The sequence below is a fragment of the uncultured Parasphingopyxis sp. genome (assembly GCF_937129435.1).
Classification (GTDB): domain Bacteria; phylum Pseudomonadota; class Alphaproteobacteria; order Sphingomonadales; family Sphingomonadaceae; genus Parasphingopyxis.
Map to the genome: position 1 here is coordinate 1 of NZ_CAKZNF010000045.1, position 7,609 is coordinate 7,609.

General features: G+C 62.5%; 9 protein-coding genes. All 9 read left to right on the forward strand.

The features are described from left to right. A partial coding sequence (locus Q0139_RS08275; RefSeq protein WP_298020006.1) for an NADH-quinone oxidoreductase subunit D occupies positions 1 to 1,020 on the forward strand: 1,020 nt, incomplete at its 5' end. Then, entirely contained in the window at positions 1,017 to 1,439 is a 423-nt protein-coding gene (locus Q0139_RS08280) for a hypothetical protein (protein WP_298020009.1), read from the forward strand. The genes Q0139_RS08275 and Q0139_RS08280, both read left to right, overlap by 4 nt. After that, positions 1,436 to 2,110 (forward strand): NAD(P)H-dependent oxidoreductase subunit E, encoded by a 675-nt coding sequence (locus tag Q0139_RS08285; RefSeq protein ID WP_298020012.1) that lies wholly within the window; start codon positions 1,436 to 1,438, stop codon positions 2,108 to 2,110. Before Q0139_RS08280 ends, Q0139_RS08285 begins: the two co-directional genes overlap by 4 nt. 139 nt (positions 2,111 to 2,249) lie before the next feature. Then, positions 2,250 to 2,450, forward strand: coding sequence for a hypothetical protein (locus Q0139_RS08290; protein ID WP_298020015.1), 201 nt, complete (start codon positions 2,250 to 2,252; stop codon positions 2,448 to 2,450). Beyond that, a complete protein-coding gene (gene nuoF / locus Q0139_RS08295; protein ID WP_298020017.1) occupies positions 2,443 to 3,750 on the forward strand; it encodes an NADH-quinone oxidoreductase subunit NuoF in 1,308 nt (435 codons plus the stop codon). The genes Q0139_RS08290 and nuoF overlap by 8 nt, the downstream gene beginning before the upstream one ends. Positions 3,751 to 3,788: 38 nt before the next feature. Continuing rightward, on the forward strand, positions 3,789 to 4,436 hold the full coding sequence (locus Q0139_RS08300; protein ID WP_298020020.1) for a hypothetical protein: 648 nt from the start codon (positions 3,789 to 3,791) through the stop codon (positions 4,434 to 4,436). After that, a complete protein-coding gene (locus tag Q0139_RS08305) occupies positions 4,433 to 5,146 on the forward strand; it encodes a hypothetical protein (RefSeq protein WP_298020023.1) in 714 nt (237 codons plus the stop codon). Before Q0139_RS08300 ends, Q0139_RS08305 begins: the two co-directional genes overlap by 4 nt. Next, complete coding sequence (nuoG, locus tag Q0139_RS08310; RefSeq protein WP_298020026.1) at positions 5,146 to 7,164, forward strand: NADH-quinone oxidoreductase subunit NuoG; 2,019 nt, start codon at positions 5,146 to 5,148, stop codon at positions 7,162 to 7,164. Before Q0139_RS08305 ends, nuoG begins: the two co-directional genes overlap by 1 nt. Next, a partial coding sequence (locus Q0139_RS08315; RefSeq protein WP_298020029.1) for an NADH-quinone oxidoreductase subunit H occupies positions 7,161 to 7,609 on the forward strand: 449 nt, incomplete at its 3' end. The genes nuoG and Q0139_RS08315, both read left to right, overlap by 4 nt.

Here is a 7,609-nt window from a genome sequence, read left to right on the forward strand (position 1 = left end):
TACAAGACGTACATGCAGGCGCTCCCCTATTTCGACCGCCTCGATTACGCTTCGCCGCTCTGCCAGGAACACAGTTTCGTCCTGGCGATCGAGAAGTTGCTCAACCTCGAAGTGCCGCTGCGCGCGCAATATCTGCGCGTGATGTTCGCCGAGCTGACGCGGATTTCGAACCACCTGCTCAACCTCGGCAGCCATGTAATGGATGTCGGCGCGATGACGCCGAACTTGTGGATGTTCGAGTTGCGCGAAGATTGCATGAACTTCTTCGAGCGCGTGTCGGGCGCGCGGATGCACAGCGCCTGGTTCCGCCCGGGCGGCGTCCATCAGGACGCGCCGCTGAAGCTGATCAACGATATCGGCGACTGGGTCGATGGGCGGCTGCCCGAACTGTTTGAGGACGCGATGAGCCTCGTCGTCGACAACCGCATCTTCAAGCAGCGCAACGTCGATATCGCCGTGGTCAGCAAGGACGACGCGATCCGCTGGGGTTTTTCGGGCCCGATGATCCGCGGCTCGGGGCTTCCCTGGGACCTGCGCAAGTCGCAGCCCTATGACGTGTACGACCGGATGGATTTCGAAGTGCCGGTGGGTACCAAGGGCGACTGCTACGACCGCTTCATGGTCCGCGTCGAGGAGGTCCGCCAGTCGGCGCGCATCATCAAGCAGTGCATCGCCGAAATGCCCGAAGGCCCGATCGCCAGCCTCGATCGCAAGGTAGTCCCGCCCAAGCGCGCCGAGATGAAGCAATCGATGGAAGCGCTGATCCACCATTTCAAATTGTATACGGAAGGCTTCCACGTCCCCGCCGGCGAAGTCTATGTCGCGACCGAGAGCCCCAAGGGCGAATTCGGCGTCTATCTTGTCAGCGACGGCAGCAACAAACCCTATCGCTGCAAGATCCGCCCGACCGCCTTTTCGCACCTCCAGGCCATGGACTTCATGTGCAAGGGCCACATGCTCGCCGACGCGACCGCCATCCTCGGCGCGATCGACGTGGTGTTCGGGGAGTGCGACCGGTGATCTTATTCTTTGCCGCCAGCGCGCTCAACGCGCCCGTTGTCCTTGCATCAGTTGAAGAGGGCGCTGCACAGTTGAACGACGCCGTTTCGATCGTTCGTGCGTTTGATAATGCGCTCGATAGTGATCAGTCGGCTGCTTTGGAAATGTTGAGCGAAGATGCGGTGGTTCTGATGGGTCATGTGGGAGGCCACATGAGCGAATGGGTAACGCTCCCCCTGCATCAGGATTGTGAACTTGAAGAGGCTGCTATTGGAAACGGCCCCGAAACCGAAGGTGGGAGGCAGGTTGAATATGTCGATGTGACATACAACTGCTCGTTGTCCGAAGCTGTGCAGAACCAGCTGATGGAACTCACCTATGTGGTCGAAGGAACCGAAATAGTTGGTGCTGTTGCTCACTTTGAGGGAGATGACGAATGACTATCCTCCCTGACGACAAGCTCTCCCAGTCGACCACCGACACGGCGCTCGAAAACGAAGCGATCCGCGAGAAGTGGGGCGATTTCGCCTGGACCGAAGAGAATGCGGCCAAGGCGAAGGACATTGTCACGCGCTATCCGCCGGGGCGGCAGCAATCGGCCGTGATGCCGCTGCTCGATCTCGCCCAACGGCAGGTCGGCGCCGATACGAACACGCAGGGCTGGCTCCCGGTGCCGGTGATCGAGTTCGTCGCCGCCGAACTTGGCATGCCGTACATGCGGGCCTATGAGGTCGCGACCTTCTACACCATGTACAACCTCGTCCCCGTCGGCCGCTATCATGTGCAGGTCTGCGGCACGACGCCGTGCATGCTGCGCGGGTCGGACGATGTGCTCGCCGCGTGCAAAAACAAGGGCATGATCAAGGGCAAGACGACGCCCGACGGCCTGTTCACGCTGACCGAGGTCGAGTGCCTCGGCGTCTGCGCCAACGCCCCGATGGTCCAGATCAACGACGACAATTTCGAGGATCTCGACTACGACATCATGACCGATATCCTCGAAAAGCTCGCCAATGACGAGCCGGTCACGCCGGGCCCGCAGACGGGCCGGCAGGCGAGTTGCCCCGAGGGCGGGCCGACCACGCTCAAGCATATGGCGGAGGCGGAGTGATGCGCGGACCTTCCAATAGCCGTCATGCTGAACTTGTTTCAGCATCCATATGCCCGAACGTCGCGCCGCAGCAGGAAACGGTCGGCCTATGGACCCTGAAACAAGTTCAGGGTGACGATTTTATGCGGGGTGTCGCATAATGGCCCGCCTCGGCCCCAAACGCCCGATGTCTCTCGTGCAGGCGACGATCACCTTCGTCATCGCCTTCATCGCGGTGAACGTCGTGATCGACGTGATGCTTGGCAACGACATTTACTGGGCGCGGCACATCGCCTTTTCGCTGATCGCCGCGCCGATCTGGTATTTCTTCGTCAAATGGATGAGGTCGCGCCGTGCTTGACGACAAGGATCGCATCTTCACCAACGTCTACGGGTTCCAGCCTTGGGGCATCGACGCTGCCATCAAACGCGGCGACTGGGACAAGACCAAGGACCTGATGGCCATCGGCCAGGACGATATTGTCGAGCAGATCAAGGCGAGCGGGCTGCGGGGGCGCGGCGGCGCGGGCTTCCCGACCGGCCTCAAATGGTCGTTCATGCCCAAGGAATCGAAGGACGGGCGGCCGAGCTTCCTCGTCATCAACGCCGACGAATCCGAGCCCGGTTCGTGCAAGGACCGCGAGATTATCCGCCACGATCCGCACAAGCTGATCGAGGGCGCGCTGATCGCCGGCTATGCGATGCGTGCGCGCGCGGCCTATATCTACATCCGCGGCGAGTTCATCCGCGAGGCCGAAACGCTCTTCGCCGCCGTCGCCGAAGCCTATGACAAGGGTTTCCTCGGCAAGAACGCCTGCGGATCGGGCTATGATTTCGACGTCTTCGTCCATCGCGGCGCCGGCGCCTATATTTGCGGCGAGGAAACGGCCTTGCTGGAGAGCCTCGAGGGCAAGAAGGGCCAGCCGCGCCTGAAACCGCCATTTCCGGCGGGTGCGGGCCTTTATGGCTGTCCGACCACCGTCAACAATGTCGAGAGCATCGCCGTCGTCCCGACGATCCTGCGGCGCGGCGCGGCGTGGTTCGCGGGCATCGGGCGCGAGAAGAACGAGGGCACCAAGCTCTTCCAGATCTCCGGCCATGTCGAAAAGCCCTGCGTCGTCGAAGAAGCGATGGGCATTCCGTTCCGCGAGCTGATCGAACGGCACGCCGGCGGCATCACCGGCGGCTGGGACAACCTCCTCGCCGTCATCCCCGGCGGCTCTTCGGTCCCGCTCGTCCCGGCCGACCAGATCATGGACGCGCCGATGGATTTCGACGGGCTCAAGGATCTGGGCTCGGGCCTCGGCACGGCGGCGGTCATCGTCATGGACAAGTCGACCGACATCGTCCGCGCGATCAGCCGCATCTCCTATTTCTACAAGCATGAAAGCTGCGGCCAGTGCACGCCGTGCCGCGAGGGCACCGGCTGGATGTGGCGGATGATGGAGCGGTTGCGAGAGGGCAAGGCCGACATCGCCGATATCGACATGCTCCACGAAGTCACCAAGCAAGTCGAAGGCCACACCATCTGCGCCCTCGGCGACGCCGCCGCGTGGCCGATCCAGGGCCTGATCCGCCATTTCCGCCCCGAACTCGAACGCCGCATCCGTGAGCAAGCGGGCGCGAACGATGACGGCGATGTGCTGGAGGCGGCGGAGTGAGGATTTTAGTTGCCGCTATCGCCATTGGAGCGATCGCCATGCCGATCGTTACTCAGGCGCAATCGGTCGGATCGCATATCCGGCGCAGTTCGGATGCCCCGCGCGATCTGCGAACTAACGATCCGGCGAGTGTCGAGCGCGCCTCGAATGCTTTCGCCAGATGCGTCGCAGACCGACGTGGCGGCGCAGCGCGCAGCGTACTCGCGCTTGCCTATGGCAGCGAGGAGCAGGGCGAACGGATGCAAAGGCTCGTTTCGGGCGGCGAAGAGTGCATGAACAATATCGGCTTCCAGCTGCGGGCGGACAATGCGCGCATTGTCGGCGGTATGGCAGAACATTTCCTGCGCGCGGTATATTCGGATGACGATGTCGCCGCCGTTGGTCTACTGACCGATGATCAGCTTGTTTCGGAAGAGATTGCACCGCGCAACGCATTCGAATCGCTGGGATTGTGCGTCGCACGACGCGCTCCCGAGAGCGTTCGTGCCTTTGTCACGACCGAAGTCGGTACGGAAGAAGAGCTTGCCGCTGCGCAAGCGCTGTCGAGCGAAATCGGCCCGTGCGTCGTGCAGGGAACGACGCTGCAATTTTCCATACCGATGCTGCGTTCGACCCTGGCCGCCGGTTTGTATCGCGCGACCGCTTTTGCGGCCGATCATGGGCAACCGGAGGAGGCCGCGGAATGACGTTGCGCATGCCCTTCATGTTGATACTGTCCGTGCTCTCGTCGGCAGCGATAGCGGCCGGCGCCGGATCGACCAGCGTTTCAAAGCGCGCGTCCAATGTCGAAGCCTCGCAGGAAGGATTTCGTTTTGGCGAATGCCTCGCCAGATTCAATGCCAATGCAACCGATGAGTTGCTCCGGACGGAACCCGGTACGGCCGATGAGAATGCGGCCTATGCCGAACTCTTGCCCCGGGACAATCACCGCTGTGTCCAGCTTACGATCGGCGACGCCCCCGGGCGAGCTCAACTGACCGTTCCGATACCGCTCCTGCGCGGCTATCTGGCGCAAACACGATATTTGTCGCTTTATCCGGACGGCCCACCATCGGTAGTTGCTGACAGCACCGGTTCTGAAATCGGTCAACAGGTGCTGATCAATCGACTGGCACGTTCCGAAGATCGCTCTGCGGAGATGGTTCGCGTGTTCAGTGATTGCGTTGTGTTTGCGCGGCCATTGGATGTCGATACCCTTCTTCGTACGGATCGATCCTCGGCCGAAGAACGCGCCGTGTTGGGCGATCTGAGCGATGCTTTCGGTCCCTGTGTATGGGAAGGGCAGACGCTGCAATTTGGTCAGGAGATGCTGCGCGCCGCACTGGCGGACGCACTTTATAGGAAGGCGCAGGGTTTAACCGAGTCCGGCGATACCTTGACCGGAGGAATGCGCTAATGCCTAAAGTCACCGTAGACGGTAGCGAGATCGAGGTTCCCGACGGCGCCACCGTGCTCCAGGCGTGTGAGATCGCGGGCAAGGAAATCCCGCGTTTCTGTTACCATGAACGCCTCAGCATAGCTGGCAATTGCCGCATGTGCCTTGTCGAGGTGAAGCCGGGGCCGCCCAAGCCGCAGGCGAGCTGCGCGCTGCCGGCGGCCGACGGGCAGGAAATCTCGACCAATACCGAGATGGTCAAGCGGGCGCGCGAAGGGGTGATGGAGTTTCTGCTCATCAACCACCCGCTCGATTGCCCGATTTGCGATCAGGGCGGCGAATGCGACCTGCAGGACCAGGCGATGGCCTATGGCAAGGGCCATACGCGCTACGAGATGAACAAGCGCGCGGTTACCGAAAAATATATGGGGCCCGTGATCAAGACGATCATGACGCGCTGCATCCACTGTACGCGCTGCGTCCGCTTTGCAGAGGAAGTGGCCGGGGTCGAGGAAATCGGCGCGGTCGGGCGCGGCGAGAATATGGAGATCACGACCTATCTGGAGCATGCGGCCCAGTCCGAGCTTTCGGGCAATGTCGTCGATCTTTGCCCGGTCGGTGCGCTGACGGCGCGGCCCTATGCCTTCGAGGCGCGGCCATGGGAGTTGCGCAAGACGCCGAGCATCGACGTCATGGATGCGGTCGGCACCAATATCCGGCTCGACAGCCGGGGCAGGGAGGTGCTCCGCGCGCTCCCGCTGCTGAACGAGGACGTCAACGAGGAATGGGCCTCGAACAAGACGCGCCACGCGGTCGACGGCCTGTATCGCGGCCGTCTCGACAAGCCCTGGGTGCGGCGCGACGGCGCGCTGCAGCCGGCAAGCTGGGCCGAGGCGTTCGAGGCGATCGCCGCGCAGGCGAAAAAGGCGGGCGACAAGGTTGCCGCCGTGGCCGGGCCGCTGGTCGAGGCGGAATCGCTGTTCGCGGTGAAGAAACTGCTCGAAAATATGGGTTCGACCCTGCTCGAAGGCCGCGAGAACGGCATGGATTACGACGCCTCGAGCCTGTCGGCGGTGAACTTCAACTCCACCATCGCCGGGATCGAGACCGCCGATGTAATTCTGCTCATCGGGACCAACCCGCGCTGGGAAGCCCCGCTGGTCAATACGCGCATCCGCAAGGCGGCGAAGAAGGGCGCGAAGGTCTTCGCCATCGGTCCGGAAGTCGATTTGACCTATCCGGGGGAATGGCTGGGCGATGATGCAGCGCTGGCGGCGAACCTGCCCGAGGCCGTGACGAAGGCCTTTGCCGATGCCGAGCGTCCGGCCGTAATTCTCGGCGGCGGCGGGCTCGCTGTACCGGGGCTCCATGCGGCGAGTCTTGCGCTGGTCGATACGCTTGGCCTGGTGAAAGACGGTTGGAACGGGTTCAACGTGCTGCACATCTCGGCGGCGCGCATGGCCTCGCTGATGCTGGGCTGGGCGCAGCCGGGCGGCACGGCGGACGTCGCCGCGGCCAAGCCGGAATTGCTTTTTTTGCTCGGCGCGGAAGAGGCGCGCGGCGTCGATCTCGAAAAAACCTTCACCGTTTATATCGGCCATCATGGCGAGACTGGCGCGAAGACGGCGGATGTCATCCTGCCCGGCGCCGCCTATGCCGAAAAGAGCGGCACGTACGTGAACCTGGAAGGCCGTGTGCAGACCGGCGAACGCGCCGTCTACCCGCCCGGCGATGCGCGGGAGGACTGGACGATCATCCGTGCGCTCTCCGACGTGCTCGGCAACACGCTGCCCTTCGACAGCCTGGATGCGCTGCGCGATGCAATGGCGACAGAAGTGCCGGCCTTCGCCAATGAGGGCGAACTGGCCGATTATGGCTGGGACATGCCGAAGCTCGATGCCGGTTCGCCGTCGGGCGAGATCGCCTATCCGATCGCCGATTTCTACCTGACCAACAGCATCGCCCGCGCCAGCAACACGATGCAGCGCTGCTCGGCCGAACTGATCCATGGCGAGGAATTCGCGGAGGCGGCCGAATGACCGAATGGTTCCAGGGTCTGCTCGGCACCGGCCTCGGCTGGTTCGTCGCGACGACCATCCTCATCCTGATGATCGCTCTGCCGCTGATGCTGGCCGTCGCGATGATCATCTATGCCGATCGCAAGATTTGGGCCGCCATCGCACTGCGCCGCGGGCCCAACGTCGTCGGGCCATGGGGTTTGCTGCAGAGCTTTGCCGACGGTTTGAAGGTGTTCCTGCAGGAAACGATTATCCCGTCTTCGGCGAACCGGGGTCTGTTCCTGATTGCGCCGATCATCACCTTTACCGTGGCGTTGATCGCCTGGGCGGTCATCCCGTTCGGGCCCAATATGGTGCTGGCGAATATCAATGTCGGCCTGCTCTACATCCTCGCGGCCAGTTCGCTCGGCGTCTACGGCGTCGTGATTTCGGGCTGGGCGTCCAACTCCAAATACCCGTTCTACAG

What these genes read in the sequence shown, in the direction of transcription:
- Q0139_RS08285 (WP_298020012.1), top strand. Translation starts at nt 1,436, where the DNA reads ATGACTATCCTCCCTGACGACAAGCTCTCCCAGTCGACCACCGACACG.
- Q0139_RS08290 (WP_298020015.1), top strand. Translation starts at nt 2,250, where the DNA reads ATGGCCCGCCTCGGCCCCAAACGCCCGATGTCTCTCGTGCAGGCGACG.
- Q0139_RS08300 (WP_298020020.1), top strand. Translation starts at nt 3,789, where the DNA reads ATGCCGATCGTTACTCAGGCGCAATCGGTCGGATCGCATATCCGGCGC.
- Q0139_RS08305 (WP_298020023.1), top strand. Translation starts at nt 4,433, where the DNA reads ATGACGTTGCGCATGCCCTTCATGTTGATACTGTCCGTGCTCTCGTCG.
- nuoG (WP_298020026.1), top strand. Translation starts at nt 5,146, where the DNA reads ATGCCTAAAGTCACCGTAGACGGTAGCGAGATCGAGGTTCCCGACGGC.